Origin of the sequence: Stenotrophomonas sp. PI_27 (assembly GCF_027854495.1) — a bacterium.
GTDB classification, from domain to species: Bacteria; Pseudomonadota; Gammaproteobacteria; order Xanthomonadales; family Xanthomonadaceae; genus Stenotrophomonas; species Stenotrophomonas pavanii.
The window spans coordinates 317468-335522 of sequence record NZ_JAJNOF010000004.1; the positions used below are offsets into that span (position 1 = coordinate 317468).

14 protein-coding genes are annotated in these 18055 nt (G+C 68.0%); 12 read left to right on the forward strand and 2 right to left on the reverse strand.

Annotated elements, in window-relative coordinates:
• Positions 1–69 precede the first annotated feature (69 nt).
• The 3 genes from LRM18_RS07490 to LRM18_RS07500 are packed head-to-tail and all read left to right on the forward strand — an operon-like array spanning position 70 to position 2431.
• Entirely contained in the window at positions 70–324 is a 255-nt protein-coding gene (locus LRM18_RS07490) for a FeoA family protein (RefSeq protein ID WP_049464336.1), read from the forward strand.
• Positions 321–2186: a ferrous iron transporter B gene (locus LRM18_RS07495; protein ID WP_270953066.1), complete on the forward strand. Its 1866-nt coding sequence runs from the start codon at positions 321–323 to the stop codon at positions 2184–2186. Before LRM18_RS07490 ends, LRM18_RS07495 begins: the two co-directional genes overlap by 4 nt.
• The gene (locus LRM18_RS07500) at positions 2186–2431 is read left to right on the forward strand and encodes a DUF6587 family protein (protein WP_270953068.1); all 246 of its coding nucleotides are present in this window, start codon (positions 2186–2188) and stop codon (positions 2429–2431) included. Before LRM18_RS07495 ends, LRM18_RS07500 begins: the two co-directional genes overlap by 1 nt.
• A gap of 65 nt (positions 2432–2496) precedes the next feature.
• Here the strand turns inward: LRM18_RS07500 and LRM18_RS07505 are convergent, their stop codons facing one another.
• Positions 2497–2958, reverse strand: coding sequence for a DUF4304 domain-containing protein (locus tag LRM18_RS07505; RefSeq protein ID WP_270953070.1), 462 nt, complete (start codon positions 2956–2958; stop codon positions 2497–2499).
• Between the two features lie 213 nt (positions 2959–3171).
• On the opposite strand from LRM18_RS07505, the gene dapB reads away from it, so the two are divergent.
• The 5 genes from dapB to LRM18_RS07530 all read left to right on the forward strand — a co-directional run bounded on the left by dapB (position 3172) and on the right by LRM18_RS07530 (position 10115).
• Positions 3172–3891 carry a 4-hydroxy-tetrahydrodipicolinate reductase gene (dapB, locus tag LRM18_RS07510; RefSeq protein ID WP_074726322.1) on the forward strand — a complete coding sequence of 240 codons (720 nt, stop codon included), beginning with the start codon at positions 3172–3174 and terminating at the stop codon, positions 3889–3891.
• Positions 3892–4201: 310 nt separating this feature from the next.
• Positions 4202–5329 carry a glutamine-hydrolyzing carbamoyl-phosphate synthase small subunit gene (carA, locus tag LRM18_RS07515; RefSeq protein WP_049464327.1) on the forward strand — a complete coding sequence of 376 codons (1128 nt, stop codon included), beginning with the start codon at positions 4202–4204 and terminating at the stop codon, positions 5327–5329.
• A 148-nt stretch (positions 5330–5477) separates the two neighbouring features.
• Positions 5478–8720, forward strand: coding sequence for a carbamoyl-phosphate synthase large subunit (carB, locus tag LRM18_RS07520; protein ID WP_057495103.1), 3243 nt, complete (start codon positions 5478–5480; stop codon positions 8718–8720).
• Positions 8717–9193, forward strand: coding sequence for a transcription elongation factor GreA (gene greA / locus LRM18_RS07525; RefSeq protein WP_005409483.1), 477 nt, complete (start codon positions 8717–8719; stop codon positions 9191–9193). The genes carB and greA overlap by 4 nt, the downstream gene beginning before the upstream one ends.
• 4 nt (positions 9194–9197) lie before the next feature.
• The gene (locus tag LRM18_RS07530) at positions 9198–10115 is read left to right on the forward strand and encodes a phosphoglycerate mutase (RefSeq protein ID WP_049464323.1); all 918 of its coding nucleotides are present in this window, start codon (positions 9198–9200) and stop codon (positions 10113–10115) included.
• Between the two features lie 563 nt (positions 10116–10678).
• Here LRM18_RS07530 and LRM18_RS07535 read toward each other — a convergent pair.
• Positions 10679–11719: a DUF1176 domain-containing protein gene (locus LRM18_RS07535; protein ID WP_270953079.1), complete on the reverse strand. Its 1041-nt coding sequence runs from the start codon at positions 11717–11719 to the stop codon at positions 10679–10681.
• 145 nt (positions 11720–11864) lie between these two features.
• Here LRM18_RS07535 and recJ point away from each other — a divergent pair, with 145 nt between their 5' ends.
• From recJ to prfB, 4 genes are all read left to right on the forward strand, one after another.
• Positions 11865–13622, forward strand: coding sequence for a single-stranded-DNA-specific exonuclease RecJ (gene recJ, locus LRM18_RS07540; protein ID WP_270953081.1), 1758 nt, complete (start codon positions 11865–11867; stop codon positions 13620–13622).
• Between the two features lie 142 nt (positions 13623–13764).
• The gene (locus LRM18_RS07545; RefSeq protein ID WP_270953083.1) at positions 13765–16677 is read left to right on the forward strand and encodes a VIT domain-containing protein; all 2913 of its coding nucleotides are present in this window, start codon (positions 13765–13767) and stop codon (positions 16675–16677) included.
• 145 nt (positions 16678–16822) lie between these two features.
• Positions 16823–17005 carry a hypothetical protein gene (locus tag LRM18_RS07550; RefSeq protein WP_270953141.1) on the forward strand — a complete coding sequence of 61 codons (183 nt, stop codon included), beginning with the start codon at positions 16823–16825 and terminating at the stop codon, positions 17003–17005.
• Positions 16928–18053, forward strand: a protein-coding gene (prfB, locus tag LRM18_RS07555; RefSeq protein WP_099479803.1) for a peptide chain release factor 2 whose coding sequence is annotated in 2 segments (ribosomal slippage) — positions 16928–17002 and positions 17004–18053 — 1125 coding nt in all. Because the reading frame shifts where the segments join, the coding sequence is not laid out codon by codon here. Before LRM18_RS07550 ends, prfB begins: the two co-directional genes overlap by 78 nt.
• The last annotated feature ends 2 nt before the right edge of the window (positions 18054–18055 follow it).

Sequence of the window (18055 nt, forward strand, 5' to 3'; positions counted from 1 at the left end):
CATGGGCCATGACGCGACGCGGGAATGTTAGAATCGAGAACCATTTACATCCAGCAGAGAACACGCTAGATGACGCTGTCCGAACTGCCGCTGCACACCTCGGCCGTGGTCGAGTCCGTGCAGGACCTGCATGCCAACGATGCCATTGCCCGTCGCCTGCGCGAGCTGGGTTTCGTGAATGGCGAGGAAGTACGCCTGGTGGCCAAGGGTCCGGTGGGGGGCGAGCCGCTGCTGGTGCAAGTCGGGTTCACCCGGTTCGCGCTGCGGATCAGTGAAGCCAAGCGCGTCGTGGTCGACGCCGTCAGTCAGGAACGCCGTGCATGACCGCTACTGCCTCCTCCGCCCCCCTGCGCATCGCGCTGGTCGGTAACCCCAACAGTGGCAAGACCGCGCTGTTCAACCAGCTGACCGGCAGCCGGCAGAAAGTCGCCAACTACACCGGCGTCACCGTCGAGCGCAAGGAAGGCCGCCTGCGTGCGCCGTCCGGCCGTGAATTCGCCGTGCTCGACCTGCCGGGCGCCTACAGCCTGCATCCGGCCAGCCTGGACGAGGCGATCACCCGTGACCTGTGCCGGGGCTTCTACCCGGGCGAGGCGGCGCCGGACGTGCTGCTGTGCGTGATCGACGCCACCAACCTGCGCCTGCACCTGCGCTTCGCGCTGGAGCTGCGCGAACTGGGCAAGCCGATGGTGGTGGCCCTGAACATGGTCGACGCGGCCCAGCGCCGTGGCATCCAGGTGGACGTGGCCGCGCTGGAGCGCGAGCTGGGCGTACCGGTGGTGGAGACCGTGGCGGTGCGCAAGCAGGGGGCCAGGGCCCTGGTCGAGCGCCTGGACGCGATGGTGCCGCACCTGGATGCACCGGTGCCGGGCCCGGAAGGTGGCATCGATTACCACGCCAGGGTGCGCGAGATCCTGTCAGTCGCCGTGCGGATGCCGGCGCGGACCGCGAAGATCGACGACGCGCTGGACCGCTGGCTGCTGCACCCGGTGTTCGGGCTGATCAGCCTGGCGGTGGTGATGTTCCTTATCTTCCAGGCGGTGTACGCGTGGGCGACGCCGCTGATGGACGGCATCGAGGCTGGCTTCGCCTGGCTCGGTACTTTCGTTGGCGGCGTGTTGCCGGAGGGCCCGCTGGCCAGCCTGCTGACGGACGGCATCATCGCCGGCGTCGGTGGCGTGGTGGTGTTCCTGCCGCAGATCCTGATCCTGTTCTTCTTCATCCTGGTGCTGGAGGAATCCGGCTACCTGCCGCGTGCGGCGTTCCTGCTCGACCGCATGATGGCTGCCGCCGGCCTGTCCGGCCGCTCGTTCATCCCGCTGCTGTCCAGCTTCGCCTGCGCGGTGCCGGGCATCATGTCCACGCGCAGCATCCAGGACCCGCGTGACCGCCTGGCCACCATCCTGGTCGCACCGCTGATGACCTGCTCGGCGCGCCTGCCGGTGTATGCGCTGCTGATCGGTGCGTTCATTCCGCAGAAGACGGTGTGGGGGGTATTCAACCAGCAGGGCCTGGTCCTGTTCGGCCTGTACGCGGCCGGCATCCTCAGTGCGCTGGCGATGTCGTGGATCATGAAGAAGTGGCGCCGCGACAAGAGCGAGCACCCGCTGATGCTGGAGCTGCCGTCCTACCGGCTGCCGCACGTGCGTGACCTGGCGGTGGGCCTGTATGAGCGCGGCATGATCTTCCTCAAGCGCGTCGGCGGCATCATCCTGGCGCTGACCATCCTGCTGTGGGTGCTGCTGTCGTTCCCGGCGGCCCCGGTCGATGCCACCCTGCCGGCGATCGACTACAGCTACGCGGGCCGGATCGGCCATGCGATGGCCGTGTTCTTCGCGCCGCTGGGCTTCAACTGGCAGATCTGCATCGCGCTGATTCCGGGCCTGGCCGCGCGTGAAGTGGCGGTGTCGTCGCTGGCGACGGTGTATGCGCTGTCGGCGGCCGACGACGATGCCGCCAGCCAGGCACTGACGCCGTTGATCAGCGATGGCTGGTCGCTGGCCACGGCTCTGTCGCTGCTGGTCTGGTACATCTACGCCCCGATGTGCATCTCGACGCTGGCCACCATCAAGCGCGAGACCAACTCGTGGAAGCAGATGGGCTTCGCGGCGTTCTACCTGTTCGCGGCGGCCTATGTGGCCGCGCTGATCACCTACCAAGTGACCAGGGCGCTGGGAGGCGGCTGATGGATACCGGTCTGCTGGTCCAGTACCTGATCATCGCGGTGGCCGTGCTGGTCAGTGCCTGGGTGGTGCTGAAGAAGCAGTTCCCCGGCACCGTGCGCACGCTGCGCGGGGCGCTGGCGCTGGCCCTGCTGAAGCCGGGCCGCGCGGCCTGGGCGCAGGCGCTGGGGCGAAAGATCGCGCCGCCGGCGAGCGGCGGTGCGGGTGCCTGTGGCGGTTGCGACAGCTGCGGGCCGACCAAGAGGTAGCGTCGAGCCATGCTCGGCGGCGGTCGCCCGGTGGGTGCAAACCTTGGTTCGCACGCTCTCAGTGTTCAGACCTCTCTGCGGATGATCGCCCGGAAGTTCCCGTCCCGGTTCAATCGCCGCACCGATTCCCTGTTCCCATGGGCTGCCGCAAAACCCGCCACGTCCGCCAGGGCATCGAGCAGCAGGGCCTTCAATGCGTCGCGATTGCCGGCCTCGAGCAGATCTTCAAGATCCTGCTGGATGAAGGCCCGGCGCAGGCCCGGCGTTTCTTCGATCCGCCAGTCGACATGGGGCGTGGGAATGCTGGAGCGGTACCGGAAGGCCGTTTCAAGATCGTCAGGCGCGAGCGGATACGCGAGCAGCTCTGGGAAGTAGAGTCCAGCATTCACATAGAAGCCCCGGCTTTCGCTGGCACGCTGGTGATTCACGACAAGCAGCGCGGCATCCAACAAGCGGTAGCGGGTCGTCGACGTCCCGGCAAAGCCGGTCTTCCTTGCGCACTTGCTGAAGACGGTCGAGGATTTCATGGGTGTTGCCCCGGCTGAAGGGAGGGCCACAGACTTGAAGCGGAGCGTTGTCGCGTCCAGTGGCAAACCCGTCACCGCCGGAGTCGAACGGCCTGACAGTTGCGCGCAGGCAACACCGTGCGTCGCGAGGAATGAGCGCCCTCAATCAAAGAGCATGCAGCGTCACAGCGATGGCGCTTGCCGGAGCGGGCGTGCTGCCGCTAGCCTGCAGGCATGAACCAGACTCCCCTGCGATTGCTCATTCACGGCGCCTCCGGGCGCATGGGCCAGGCCCTGCTGCGGCTGGCCGCCGAACATCCCGAAACCCTGCAGATCGTGGCCGCGGTGACCGGCCGTGCGCCGGCGCAGCGCGTGGTCGACGGCGTGCCGTTCTTCGGTGCCAGCGAACTGCCCGGCGCGCCGGTGTTCGACGTGGCGATCGACTTCAGCCTGCCGGAGGGCTTCGACCCGCTGCTGGCGCTGTGCGTGGAGCGTGGGGCCGGGCTGGTGTCGGGCACCACCGGCATCTCCAGCACGCAGCGCCAGGCGCTGGAGGCGGCAGCGGCGAAGATTCCGCTGGTCTGGGCCTCGAACTTCAGCTTGGGCGTGGCGGTACTGGACGAGCTGGTCGAGCGCGCGGCGCAGGCGCTGCCCGGCTGGGACTGCGACATCGTCGAATCGCACCACACCCAGAAGAAGGACGCGCCGTCGGGCACCGCGCTGACCCTGGGTGCGGCCGCGCAGCGGGGCGGGGCGGAGCCGCACTACGCCAGCCTGCGTGCCGGCGACATCGTCGGCGAGCACCTGGTCCAGTTCACCGGGCTGGGCGAGCGCATCGAGCTGGTGCATCGGGCCACCAACCGCGACATCTTCGCCCGCGGCGCCCTGTTCGCCGCCCGCCAGCTGCAGGGCCGGGGCCCGGGCAGCTACCGGGTGCGGGACCTGCTGGCGTAAGGCGGTAGTGCCGGCCGCTGGCCGGCAACCTTGGGTTACGGGGGCGCCAATGGGATTGCCGGCCAACGGCCGGCACTATCCGGTAGCGGGTGCCGCATACGCCGCCGGATTGAAATGAATGCGCAATCGCCTGTTCATGAAGCGCGATAACCGCTGGCGCGAGCGCCCCGGCAGCGCTACAATTCGCACTCGCCGAATCACGAAAGCCGGACCGGTCCCAGACCGTACGTCCGCGCTTTTTTGCAACCGGATTTCCGTGAAGCGCAGGCGTGACTTCGGCAGCCCCCTCGGTAGCCAAAGTGAGATTCCCGTGACCCAAGCCGCAATCCTCGTCCTCGAAGACGGCACCGTATTCGAGGGCGAATCCGTAGGCGCGCCCGGCCTGTCCGTCGGTGAGGTGGTGTTCAACACCGCCATGACCGGCTATCAGGAAGTTCTGACCGACCCGTCCTACGCCCGGCAGATGGTCACGCTGACCTATCCGCATATCGGCAACACCGGCATGACCGACCAGGATGATGAAGCGTCCAAGGTGTGGTCGGCCGGCCTGATCGTGCGCGATGTTCCGCGCCGTCCCAGCAACTGGCGCAGCCAGGTGTCGCTGCAGGACTGGCTGATCCAGCGTGGCGTGGTTGCCATCGCCGGCATCGACACCCGCAAGCTGACCCGCATCCTGCGCGAGAAGGGCGCGCAGAACGGTGCGCTGATGGCCGGCGACATCGACGTGGAAAAGGCACTGGAAGCCGCCCGCAAGTTCCCGGGCCTGAAGGGCATGGATCTGGCCAAGGTCGTCACTACCGAGAAGACCTACACCTGGACCGAGGGCCAGCTGGACCTGGATGCCAATGCCTTCGTCAGCGTGCCGGCCCGGTTCAAGGTCGTGGCCTACGACTTCGGCGTGAAGACCAACATCCTGCGCATGCTGGCCGAGCGCGGCTGCGAAGTGACCGTGGTACCGGCGCAGACCCCGGCCGCCGAAGTGCTGGCACTGAAGCCGGACGGCGTGTTCCTGTCCAACGGCCCGGGTGACCCGGAGCCGTGTGACTACGCCATCGAGGCGATCAAGACCTTCATCGATGTGAAGATCCCGACCTTCGGCATCTGCCTGGGCCACCAGCTGCTGGGCCTGGCCTCGGGCGCGCAGACCATGAAGATGGGCCACGGCCACCACGGTGCCAACCACCCGGTGCAGGACCTGGACAGCGGGCGGGTGATGATCACCTCGCAGAACCACGGTTTCGCGATCGATGAAGCAACCCTGCCGCCGACCCTGCGCGTGACCCACCGTTCGCTGTTCGACGGCACCAACCAGGGCGTCGCGCGCACCGACGTGCCGGCGTTCTCGTTCCAGGGACATCCGGAAGCGTCGCCGGGCCCGCATGACGTCGGTCCGCTGTTCGACCGCTTCGTGGTGCTGATGGAGCAGGCCAAGGCGTGATCAGTACGCCGCCGGCCTGCCGGTGGCGTCGCGATGGACCGTAAACCCCGCATCGCTGCTGCCCCCGGCGCGGCGCTGCGGATCAAGATTCCTGATCGACAGCGTGCGATCACCCCCCTTGTCACGCTGTACTGACTTAGAGAAGAAAATGCCCAAGCGCACTGACCTCAAGACCATCCTCATCATCGGTGCTGGCCCGATCGTCATCGGCCAGGCCTGCGAGTTCGACTACTCCGGCGCCCAGGCCTGCAAGGCCCTGCGCGACGAGGGTTACCGCGTGGTGCTGGTCAACAGCAACCCGGCCACGATCATGACCGACCCGGAGATGGCCGACGCTGTCTACATCGAGCCGATCAACTGGCAGACGGTCGAGAAGATCATCGCTAAGGAAAAGCCTGACGCGCTGCTGCCGACCATGGGTGGCCAGACCGCGCTGAACTGCGCGCTGGACCTGGCCGACAACGGCGTGCTGGAGAAGTACAACGTCGAACTGATCGGCGCCAAGCGCGAAGCGATCCGCATGGCCGAAGACCGCGAGCTGTTCCGCGTGGCCATGGGTGAGATCGGCCTGGAATGCCCGACCGCCGCCGTCGCCCACACCCTGGACGAAGCGCTGGAAATCCAGACCCGCGTCGGCTACCCGACCATCATCCGCCCCAGCTTCACCCTGGGCGGCAGCGGTGGCGGCATTGCCTACAACCGCGAAGAGCTGGTCGAGATCGTCAGCCGCGGCCTGGAACTGTCGCCGACCACCGAAGTGCTGGTGGAAGAGTCGGTGCTGGGCTGGAAGGAGTTCGAGATGGAAGTGGTCCGCGACACTGCGGACAACTGCATCATCGTCTGCTCGATCGAAAACCTGGACCCGATGGGCGTGCACACCGGTGACTCGATCACCGTGGCGCCGGCGCAGACCCTGACCGACAAGGAATACCAGCGCCTGCGCGATGCCTCCATCGCCGTGCTGCGCAAGATCGGCGTCGATACCGGTGGCTCGAACGTGCAGTTCGGCATCAACCCGAAGACCGGCCGCGTGGTCGTCATCGAGATGAACCCGCGCGTGTCGCGTTCCTCGGCGCTGGCCTCCAAGGCCACCGGCTTCCCGATCGCCAAGGTCGCCGCCAAGCTGGCCGTGGGCTACACCCTGGACGAACTGAAGAACGAGATCACCGGCGGCCTGACCCCGGCCTCGTTCGAGCCGTCCATCGACTACGTCGTCACCAAGATCCCGCGCTTCGCCTTCGAGAAGTTCCCGGCCGCCGACGCCCGCCTGACCACCCAGATGAAGTCGGTGGGCGAGGTGATGGCGATGGGCCGCACCTTCCAGGAGTCGGTGCAGAAGGCCCTGCGTGGCCTGGAGACCGGCAAGGTCGGCTTCGACCCGACCGGGCTGGACCTGGCCAACGAAGACGACCTGCAGACCCTGCGCCGCGAGCTGAAGGCGCCTGGCCCGGAGCGCCTGTTCTTCGTCGCCGATGCGTTCCGCGCCGGCATGAGCGTGGAAGAGATCTACGCGCTGTCGTTCATCGATCACTGGTTCCTGGATCAGATCGAGGAAATCATCGCTGCAGAAGGCGAAGTCGCTGCCGGTGGCATCGACGCGCTGGACGCCGCACGCCTGCGCAAGCTGAAGCGCGCTGGCTTTTCCGACGCGCGCCTGGCGCAGCTGACCGGCACCAACGAAGCCGCCATCCGCGCGCTGCGTCGTGCGCACAAGGTGCGCCCGGTCTACAAGCGCGTGGACTCCTGCGCCGGCGAGTTCTCCACCGGCACCGCCTACCTGTACTCCACCTACGAGGATGAGTGCGAGGCCGCGCCGAGCAACCGCGACAAGATCATGATCCTGGGCGGTGGCCCGAACCGCATCGGCCAGGGCATCGAGTTCGACTACTGCTGCGTGCACGCGGCACTGGCGCTGCGCGAGGATGGCTATGAAACCATCATGGTCAACTGCAACCCGGAGACCGTGTCGACCGACTACGACACCTCCGACCGCCTGTACTTCGAACCGCTGACCCTGGAAGACGTGCTGGAAATCGTCGAACTGGAGCAGCCGAAGGGCGTGATCGTGCAGTACGGCGGCCAGACCCCGCTGAAGCTGGCGCGCGCGCTGGAAGCCAACGGCGTGCCGGTGATCGGCACCAGCCCGGACTCGATCGATCTGGCCGAAGACCGCGAGCGCTTCCAGCAGCTGGTCGACAAGCTGGGCCTGAAGCAGCCGCCGAACCGCATCGCCCGCAACGACCAGGAAGCCCTGCTGCTGGCCCGCGAGATCGGCTATCCGCTGGTGGTGCGCCCGAGCTACGTGCTGGGTGGCCGTGCGATGGAAATCGTCTACGGTGAAGCCGACCTGGCCCGCTACGTGCGCGACGCGGTGAAGGTGTCCAACGATTCGCCGGTGCTGCTGGACCGCTTCCTCGACAACGCCGTCGAGTGCGACGTCGACATCATCGCCGACAAGGACGGCAACGTCCTGATCGGTGGCGTGATGGAGCACATCGAAGAAGCCGGCGTGCACTCGGGCGATTCCTCGTGCTCGCTGCCGCCGTACTCGCTGTCGGCTGAAACCCAGGCCGAGCTGCGCCGCCAGGTGGTGGAGCTGGCCAAGGCCCTGAACGTGGTCGGCCTGATGAACACCCAGTTCGCGATCCAGACCAGCGACGAAGGTGCCGACACCATCTACCTGCTGGAAGTGAACCCGCGTGCCTCGCGCACCGTGCCGTTCGTGTCCAAGGCCACCGGCATGCCGCTGGCCAAGATCGCCGCCCGCTGCATGGCCGGCAAGACGCTGGCCGAGCAGGGCGCGACCAAGGAAATCGTGCCGGACTACTACTCGGTGAAGGAAGCGATCTTCCCGTTCGCCAAGTTCCAGGGCGTCGACCCGATCCTCGGGCCGGAGATGCGCTCCACCGGTGAGGTGATGGGCGTGGGCCGCAGCTTCAACGCCGCCTTCGCGCGTGCGCAGGAGGCCGGTGGCATCAAGGCACCGCCGGTCGGCAAGGCGTTCGTCTCGGTGCGTGATCCGGACAAGAAGCGCGTGCTGCCGGTGGCCAAGGCGCTGCTGGCGCGTGGCTACAGCCTGGTCGCCACCCGTGGCACCGCCGCGTGGCTGCAGCAGCACGGCATGGACTGCGAGATCATCAACAAGGTGGTCGAAGGCCGTCCGCACATCGTCGACTCGATCAAGAACGGCGAGATCGTCTACATCGTCAACACGACCGAAGGTCGTTCGGCGATCAACGACTCGTTCTCGATCCGTCGCGAGGCGCTGCAGCATCGCGTCACCTACTCGACCACCATTGCCGGCGCCAAGGCGCTGGTGGATTCACTGGAATTCCGCGGCACCGGTCCCGTCTGGTCGCTGCAGGAGCTGCACAAGGAGTTGAATGCATGAGAGCCCCCATTACCATGAAGGGCGCGCAGAAGCTGCGCGACGAACTGGATCACCTGAAGTCGGTCAAGCGCCCGAAGGTGATCGCCGCGATCGCCGAAGCGCGCGAGCATGGCGACCTGAAGGAGAATGCCGAGTACCACGCCGCGCGCGAGGAACAGGGCTTCATCGAAGGCCGCATCAAGCAGCTGGAAGGCGAGCTGTCGCACGCCGAGATCATCGACGTGAGCAAGCTCAATGCCGGCTCCAAGGTGGTGTTCGGCGCCAGCGTGACGCTGGCCGACGTGGAAACCGACGAAGAGAAGAAGTACCAGATCGTCGGTGACCTGGAGGCGGACATCAAGCAGGGCCTGATCGCGATTTCCTCGCCGGTGGCGCGCGCGATGATCGGCAAGCTGGAAGGCGATTCGATCGTGATCGACGCCCCGGCCGGCCAGCGCGAGTACGAGATCGTCAGCGTCAGCTACGTGGACTGACCGGGTGGCGACGGCGACCCTGCTGTTGCCGGCGCGCAGCCGCTTTGCCGCGGCGGCGTTGCCGGACGATGTGGCACGTGCGCTCGGCCGTGCCACGACCGTGCAGGTCGCGCCGGGCGAACGCGCGCAGCTGTCACGCCATTTCTCGGTCGCCGCGCCGCACTGGCCGGTGGCCGCGCTGACCCGCCAGCGCGATGTCGGCGATGCCGCTGGCGCCAGCTGGCTGCGTGCCGATCCGGCCTGCATGGTGCCGGACATGCATGGCGCGCGGATGATGGCCTACGGCGAAACGCTGCGGCCGACGCTGGCCGACAGCCTGGCCCTGCTGCCGGTGCTGCAGCCCTTGTTCGCCGATGCCGGGTTCGTGCTTGATGCACCCGATCCTTCGCGCTGGTACCTGCGCCTGCCGATCGACGTGGTCCTGCCGGACTTCGACAGTCCGGACGAGGTCCTCGGCGATGACCTGTTCTCGCACCTGCCGGAAGGCGAGGGCGGCCGCCGCTGGCGGGCGCTGATGACCGAGGCGCAGGTGCTGCTGCACAACCATTCCTGGAACCAGCAGCGCGCCGCGCAGGGACAGCAGCCGATCAATTCGCTGTGGTTCTGGGGCGGTGGCGTGATGCCGGTGTCGGTCAGCACGCCGCACGCGCAGGTGCGCAGCCGCGACGCGCTGCTGCAGGGCCTGGCCCTTGCCGCCGGTGTGGCGGTCGACGGCGAGCAGGCGGTGGACGCACTGGTTGATCTGCGCCAGCTGCGTTCGCTGCAGCAGCTCGGCAACGATGCGATCCGGCCGTTGCTGGCCGCGCTGAAGCGTGGCGAACTGCAGCGGCTGGTATTGGATTTCGAGGACGGTCTGCAGTTCCAGCTGGACCGCGGCCAGCGCTGGCAGTTCTGGAAGAAGCCGCGCCAGCTCCACGACTGATCGGGGCCTCGGCCGAGCGGGGTCGGATCCGTTTGCCATCGGAAAATGGCTCTGGCCCCGATGTTTCCCGGGGTTGCCGGCCAGCGGCCGGCACTACCGCAGGTAGCGGCGCGTCAACGAACCTCGCTGACCACCGTCGGCAGCGTCCAGTGCCCGCCGGGGTCGGCCGAGCGGGGTCGGATCCGTTTTCCATCGGAGAACGGCGCTGATCCCCAGGGATTAACGGGGTTGCCGGCCAGCGGCCGGCACTACCGCAGGTAGCGGCGCGTCAACGAAGCTCGCTGACCGTCGTCGGCAGCGTCCAGTGCCCGACGGGGTCGACCGATCGGGGTCGGATCCGTTTTCCATCGGAAAATGGCTCTGACCCCGATGTTTGCCGGGGTTGCCGGCCAGCGGCCGGCACTACCGCAGGTAGCGGCGCCTCAACGAACCTCGCTGACCACCGTCGGCAGCGTCCAGTGCCCGATCGGGGTCGGATCCGTTTTCCATCGGAAAATGGCTCTGACCCCGATGTTTGTCGGGGGTGCCGGCCAGCGGCCGGCACTACCGCAGGTAGCGGCGCCTCAGCGGACCTCGCTGACCACCGTCGGCAGCGTCCAGTGCCCGCCCGCTACGCCCCGGCACTGCCCGGTAGTGAACGCACTGGCCTCCACGAAACGCGTTCCATCCCAGACCCAGTCGTGGCCGGAGAAGCAGTCGCCGACGCCGCGCCCGCGAAAGCGACCGCTCAACATAGCGTCGTCGCGATCGAAGTCTTCCGCATCGGACGTGACGAAGCGTGCTTCGTACGGCGCCTTGTCCTGCACTACCCAGTAGCCGCTGCTGAAGTTGTAGGCACCCATGAAGCAGCTGGTGCTTGCCAGCACATGCTGGGCGTCCAGTCGCTGGATCTCGATCTCATCCGTCCCGCCCTCGCTCAGGCGGCCGCACTCATCCGGCTTCGGCAGGCTGGCGATCAGTGCCTTGCGCAGCCCCGGTGCTTTCGCCAGTGCCGCGTCCGAGGCGCGCGGTGCCACCAGCGTGCCGCGCATGATCACTGGCACCGGCAATGCCGCAGGCACGCTCGCTTCGGGCTTGTCGCCACGCCGCACCAGCGCACCGGGCGTGCCCAGCCGGCCCTGGGCCTCGTCCATCTTCAGCAGGACGGCCGCTGCACCGCTGTCGGAGATCGGCCACGCCTTGCCCTTGCCGTCGATGATCTCGATGCGTGCCTGGCGCGGCAGTGCGGCGACCAGGGCATCGGTCTGTGCCTGCTGCAACAACACTTTGTCCCCGTCGCCGGTGTCCCGCACCGGGCCCAGGTCCTTGCCGTTCAGGCGCAGGCGCAGCGCCCCGGCCGGCGTCGCGCTTTCGCCATCCTCGCCATTGCGCAGCCGCGCGAGCACCTTCGTACCCGGGCCGCCCGCGCGTTCCAGCATCAGGCTGAGCAGATTGCCGGGTTGTTCCGGACTGTAGCCGGCGGCGCGGCAGGTGCGGGTGTTGTCACAGGCCAGCGACCAGTCGTTGTGCTGGAACTGCACGCCGGCCCTCGGTTCGGGCGTGGCGGCGTGGGTGGCCGGGGCCAGGGCGAGGCCCAGCAGCGCGGGAAGGAGCGTGCGATGCATGCGTTGAAGTCCATTTCCGGGCCGACAAGCATGGAAGATATGCTGGCAAATTCCAAATGCTCGCGATCGGGGTGGAGCCTCCTGCGGGCAGAGAGATCCGACCCCGCGCTATCATGGGGATGTCTTCCGCAACCCGGCGATGCCGATGTCCCTTGCCGCCGATGCTGCGCACTCCCCCTCCGATACGCCGATGATCCGCCGCCGCGATGCGGTCGTACCCGGCAGCTGGCCAGAGGGCACGCTGCCACTGCTGGCGCGCCTGTATGCCAGCCGTGGCGCAGGTACGCCAGAGCTGGCGCTGCCGAAATTGGGCAGCCTCCACGCGCCGGAGCTGCTGACCGGCATCGATGATGCGGTGGGTCTGCTGATCGAGGCCATCGCCAATGACAGGCGCATCCTGGTGGTCGGCGATTTCGATTGCGATGGCGCCACCGCCTGTGCGGTCGGCGTGCGCGGCCTGCGCATGCTCGGCGCGCAACACGTCTTCCACGCGGTGCCGAACCGCATGGTGCATGGCTATGGCCTGTCGCCGTCGCTGGTGGAGGAACTGGCCGCGCTGCAGCCGGACCTGCTGGTGACCGTCGATCACGGCATCGCCTGCCATGCGGGCGTGACCGCGGCCAAGGCGCGTGGCTGGCAGGTGCTGGTCACCGACCATCACCTTCCCGGGCCGCAGCTGCCGCCGGCCGATGTCATCGTCGATCCCAATCTTGACGGTGATGCGTTCCCCAGCAAGTCACTGGCCGGCGTCGGCGTGATCTTCTACGTGCTGATGGCGCTGCGCCGGCACATGCGCGAGGCCGGCGTCTTCGCCGATGGCAAGGGGCCGGACCTGACCACGCTGCTGGACCTGGTGGCGGTCGGCACCGTCGCCGACCTGGTGGCGCTGGATCCGAACAATCGGGCACTGGTCAGCGCGGGCCTGCGGCGCCTGCGCGCGGGGCTGGGCTGTGTCGGCCTGCGTGCGCTGATCGAAGCCAGCGGCCGTGATGCCGCGCGGCTCACTGCCACCGACATCGGCTTCGCGCTCGGCCCGCGCCTGAATGCCGCGGGCCGGTTGGAAGACATGGCGCTGGGCATCGCGCTGCTGCTGACCGAAGACCCGCGCCAGGCGCGGGAGATCGCGCAGACGCTGGAACAGATCAACTCAGAACGTCGTGCGGTGCAGCAGTCGATGACCGATGACGCCGAGCAGGCGTTGACCCGCGTGGTGCTGGACATGGCCGGGCAGCGCCCGGTGGCGGCCTGCCTGTTCGATGCCGACTGGCATCCGGGTGTGGTCGGCCTGGTCGCGTCGAAGATGAAGGATCGCCTGCATCGCCCGGTGATCGCCTTCGCGCCGGCCGAACCCGGCGCCGACACCCTGCGAGGCTCGGCGCGCTCCATTCCCGGCCTGCACATCCGTGACGCCCTGGCGCTGGTCGATGCGCGCCACCCGGGCCTGATCGAACGCTTCGGTGGCCACGCCATGGCGGCCGGCCTCAGCCTGCGGCGTGACCACGTCGATGACTTCAAGGCCGCCTTCGTCGCGGTGGTGCTGGAGATGCTCGATCCGGCGGCACTGCAGCAGCAGGTGCTCAGTGACGGCGAGCTGGCCGCGGACGAGCTGGACCATCGCCACGCCGATGCGTTGCGCCTGGCCGGGCCGTGGGGCCAGGGCTTCCCCGAGCCGCTGTTCGACGGCCACTTCGAAGTGGCCAACTGGCGCGTGCTGAAGGAGCGTCACCTGAAGCTGGAACTGCGCCTGCCCGGCGTACCCGGCACGATCAACGCCATCCATTTCGGCGGCTGGCACGGCAACGCGCCATCACGTCACGTCCACCTGGCCTACCGGCTGGCCTGTGATGACTACCGTGGCGGCAGCGCCATCCAGCTGATCGTGGAGCACTGCCTGCCCGCATAGAAAAAGGGGACGGAGGGGATTAAGCCGCTTTTGCCTTGTATGCCAATTGCGACTTAATCCCCTCCGTCCCCTTTTTGGGGGTGCCAACCCCGTTACGGTTGCTGGTGCGTTCAACGGTCCACGATCCCACTGGAGCCCGGTCATGGTCTTCACCCGTTGCTGCACCGTATTGCTGCTGGCCCTTGCGGCCTGGCCCGCTGGCGCGCAGGCGCCGCCGATCTCCCGGCCGCAGTCCGCCACGCCGCTGCTGATCGCGCCGGCGGCTGAGCAGCCGGTTCAATTACGACAAGCCCGCATCGAAGGCGAGGTGCAGGCCGGCATCGCCCAGACCCGGATCACGCTGGAATTCCACAACCCCAACCGGCTTGTGCTGGAGGGCGAGCTGCAGTTCCCGCTGGCCGATGGCCAGCAGATCAGCGGCTTCGCGCTGGATATCAACGGCGAGATGCGTGACGCGGTGCCGGTGCCCAAGGACCGCGGCCGCCAGGTGTTCGAGGAGATCGCCCGTCGTGGCGTCGACCCGGGGCTGCTGGAACAGACCGCCGGCAACCAGTTCCGGCTGCGCATCTATCCGCTGCCGGCCGGCGGTAGCCGGCGCGTGCAGCTGGTGATCCGCGAGCCGTTGGCCTTCGCCGGCCAAGGCTGGCAGTGGACACTGCCGCTGCAGTTTGCCGCCGGTGCAGCCTCGGTTGAGCTGAAACTGCAGGCCCCCGGCGCGACTACTGCGGGTACGGCACCCTTCCGCATCAGCGCGGGCCAGCTGCAGTGGCAGGGCAGGGGTGCGCAGCTGCCGCAGCAACTGCAGTGGAGCCTGCCGGCAGCCCGCCAGGCACAGGTGCAGGTGGCGCCCTGGCAGGACGGCCATTACCTGCTGGCGCAGCTGCCGGTGGCGGCCAGCAGCACGCCGCGCACGTTGCCCAGTGAGATCGGGCTGCTGTGGGACGGTTCCGGCTCGGCGGGCCAGCGCGATCGCACACGTGAGTTCGCCCTGCTGGATCGCTATTTCGCTGCGCTGGGTGACGGCAGCGTGGCGTTGACCGTGCTGCGGGATCGCGCCGAGCCGGTGCGTCGATTCCGTATCCGCGCCGGCAACTGGAGCGAGCTGCGCGCAGCCCTCCAGGCCGTGCGCCCGGACGGTGCCAGCGCGCTGGCGCAGTGGCAGCCGCAAGCGAGCGTGACGGAATACCTGCTGTTCAGCGATGGCCTGCTGACCTATGGGCCGGAACAGCTGCCGGCGATGGCGCCGGATCAACGCCTGTTTGCGGTCAGCAGCGCCGGCGCGCGCACCGATGCCGTGCGACTGCGGGGTTGGAGTGAGGCGCATGGCGGCCGTTTCGTCGCGCTGGGCAAGGATGTCGACGCGGCCGCGCATGCGCTGCTGGCGTCGCCGTTGGATGTGCAGGTCGATGCGGGGCGCGGCGTGCAGGACGTGGTCGTCGACCGTCGCAGTGAAGCCCAGGGTTGGCTGTGGCTGCATGCACGACTGGCAGCCGACGGCGTGCCGATGCGGGTGCGCGTGGGTGGCGGCGAATGGCAGGCGCTGCCGGCCACGCAGAAAAGCGAGGACGGCGAACTGCTGGCCGGCCTGTGGGCGCAGGCGCGCCTGCAGCAACTGGCCGTCGACCGCCGCGGCAACCGCGAGGCCATGCAGCGCCTGTCGCAGCAGTTTGGCCTGGTCGGGCCGGACACCTCGTTGATCGTGCTGGAGACGCTGGAGGATTACCTGCGCTATGCCATCCGTCCGTCCGGCAAGCTGCGCGCGGACTACGATGCGCGGTTCGCACGGCAGGTGACTGACCGCGCTGCTGCCGATCGCGAGCGCCTGGACCAGGTGGCTGCGCGCTGGAAGGAGCGCCAGCAGTGGTGGAGCCGCAGCTGGCCGAAGGGTGCGCCGCCGCGGGCCAAGGAAGCAGCGCTGCACGTTGCTTCGGCCGACTATCCTGCTGAGTCAGCGCCGATGGCGATGCTCGTCGCACCGGCGCCCGCGGCACCGCCCGCGCCTGCACCGATGGCCGCGGCGGCAGAACAGCGCATGCAGGCCAGCAGCGCACGCGCGCGTCGTCCGGCGCCCGCGTCGGAGAATGCACTGGATTCGATTGTGGTCACCGGCGGCTCGGTCGATGCCGCTGCAGCCGCCAACGATGGCCAGCTCGGCATCCGGCTGGCGGCCTGGCAGCCGGACTCGGCCGTCGCCCGGCGCCTGCGCCAGGGGCAGCCGTCGCAGCTCTATGACCGCTATCTGGCCGAGCGCGATGACCACGCCGACAGCAGCGCGTTCTTCCTCGATGTGGCCGACCTGCTGATGGAGCAGGGCCAGCGCGAGCTGGCGCTGCGGGTGCTGTCGAACCTGGCCGAGATGGAGCTGGACAACCGCCACCTGCTGCGCGTGCTCGGTTACCGGCTGATGCAGGCCGACGCGCCCGCACTGGCGGTGCCGGTATTCGAGCAGGTGCTGGCGATGGGCCAGGAGGAACCGCAGAGCTTCCGCGACCTGGGGCTGGCACTGGCAGCGGCCGGCCAGCCGCAGCAGGCCCTGGCGCCGCTGTACCAGGTGGTGGTGCGGCCGTGGGACAGCCGCTTCGACGGCATCGCGCTGGTTGCCCTGGATGAACTGACCAACCTGGTGGCACGCAGCACGCCGCGGCTGGATACCTCGGCCATCGACCCGCGCCTGCTGCAGGCAATGCCGCTGGACCTGCGCGTGGTGCTGTCCTGGGATGCCGACAACAGCGACATGGACCTGTGGGTGACCGACCCGAACGGCGAGCGCGCGTACTACGGCAACCGCCTGACCTACCAGGGCGGACAGATGTCGGAGGACTTCACCGGCGGCTATGGCCCCGAGCAGTTCTCGCTGCGCAACGCCAAGCCGGGCAGGTACAAGGTGGAGGCCAACTACTTCGGCAGCCGCCAGGAGCTGGTCACCGGTGCCACCACGCTCATGCTGCGCCTGACCACCCACTGGGGTACGCCGAAGCAGAAGGACCAGAGCGTGACGATGCGGCTGAAGGACCGTGCCGAGACCGTGCTGGTAGGCGAGTTCGAGGTGAAGTAGTGATCGGCTGGCGGCCGCGGTCCGGTGGGTTGGGCCGGGGACACCGTCGTCGGCCGCAGAGCATCGATGCCCTGGGGGGGGGGCGGCTGCCGCTCAGCCGCTCCCGGCCCATGGCGGCCATCCCCCCGGTCCGGAGGCTGCGGCGGTGGACCACGCTCGCGCCCGCCCGCAGCCTGCCCGGGCCCTCATTCCGGGCACCCGCCGCCTGCGGTATCATTACGAGTCATCTTTTGAATGCACGACCGCCGACATGATCGAACTGAATCCTGTCCGCCAGCGCATCACCGATCTGACCGATCGCGTGCTGTCGCTTCGGGGGTATCTTTGACTACGACGCCAAGAAAGAGCGTCTTGAAGAAGTAACGCGGGAGCTGGAAAGCCCCGACGTCTGGAACAACGCCGAATACGCCCAGAACCTGGGCCGCGAGCGTTCCAGCCTGGAAAAGACCGTGGGCGGCATCGCCTCGGTGCTCGATGGCCTGAACGACGCCACCGAGCTGCTGGAGCTGGCCGAGTCCGAGCAGGACGAGGAAACCGCTCTGGCCGTGGTCGCCGACCTCGACAAGCACCAGGCGCACGTGGAGAAGCTGGAGTTCCAGCGCATGTTCTCCGGCGAGATGGACAATGCGGCCGCGTTCGTCGACATCCAGGCCGGTGCCGGTGGTACCGAAGCCCAGGACTGGGCCGAGATCCTGCTGCGCATGTACCTGCGCTGGTGTGAATCGCGTGGCTGGAAGACCGAGCTGATGGAAGTATCCGGCGGCGACGTTGCTGGCATCAAGTCGGCCACGCTGCGCGTGGAAGGCGACTATGCCTATGGCTGGCTGAAGACCGAGACCGGTGTGCACCGCCTGGTGCGCAAGTCGCCGTTCGACTCGGACAATCGCCGCCACACCAGCTTCACCTCGGTGTTCGTGTCGCCGGAAATCGACGACAACATCGACATCACCATCAACCCGGCCGACCTGCGTACCGACGTGTACCGTTCGTCCGGTGCCGGTGGCCAGCACGTGAACAAGACCGAGTCGGCGGTGCGCATCACCCACATCCCGACCAACATCGTCGTGGCCTGCCAGACCGGCCGCAGCCAGCACCAGAACCGCGACAACGCGATGAAGATGCTGGCCGCCAAGCTGTACGAGCTGGAGATCCAGAAGCGCAACGCCGAGAAGGACGCGGTGGAAGCCACCAAGTCCGACATCGGCTGGGGCAGCCAGATCCGCAACTACGTGCTCGACCAGAGCCGTATCAAGGACCTGCGTACCGGCATCGAGCGCTCGGATACGCAGAAGGTGCTCGACGGCGACCTGGACGAGTTCGTCGAGGCCAGCCTGAAGGCCGGCCTGGCCGTGGGCTCCAAGCGCGTCGATGCCTGATC